Source organism: uncultured Dokdonia sp., from assembly GCF_947492815.1.
In the GTDB taxonomy this organism is placed as follows: domain Bacteria; phylum Bacteroidota; class Bacteroidia; order Flavobacteriales; family Flavobacteriaceae; genus Dokdonia.
Window position 1 is genome coordinate 1 of the sequence record NZ_CANLOB010000082.1, and the last position, 708, is coordinate 708.

Here is a 708-nt window from a genome sequence, read left to right on the forward strand (position 1 = left end):
GACTTTTTAACTTGTGCTAGTCAAGGTTCTTTTGAGATAGAGGTGTTACCACTTCCAAGTCCAGAATTCCCTACTGAACCTATTGCACTTTGTGATGATGATACAAGTGGAAGTGATACCGATGGTATTTTACAATTTGATCTTACGGCAACTGTTGCGGCTATTGCAAATGGAGAACCTGTAGATATATTCATTTTTGATGATCTTACACAAGCAGAAGCTACTCCATTTGATCCTATGGATGTTGTGACAACTCTTGGCGGAGGCGGAGAGATTTTGTATCAAAATACCACTCCAGGAGGTCAGACCTTATATGCAAGAGTAGAAAGTACAGTGAGTATCGTAGATGGGACACCTTGTTTTGTGATTGTTCCTTTTGATGTGGTGGTAGATCCATTACCAATTCTATCACAAGACACTCCGTTTGAGTATACCTTCTGTGAAGAGTTTGATGGGGATGATACCATGGGGGAAGTAGACCTTACTACCTTGGCAGATGATGCAGGGTTCTTAGTAGCTCCTCAGGATACTGCTGATTTTAATATCTCATATCATGAGACTCAAACAGAGGCAGATAATAATGCAAATTCAATAGATCAATCAGTATTACTAACAGTAACAGATGGAGATATACTCTTCTTTAGAATAGAGAATGATGATACGGATTGTGTTTCCTTTGGAAGTGTCATCTTTACTGTAGAGAGTCGT

1 pseudogene is annotated in these 708 nt (G+C 39.4%); it reads left to right on the forward strand.

The window, feature by feature from the left end:
• A pseudogene (locus tag Q1A01_RS23605) lies at window positions 1–708 on the forward strand (hypothetical protein); the annotation flags it as partial.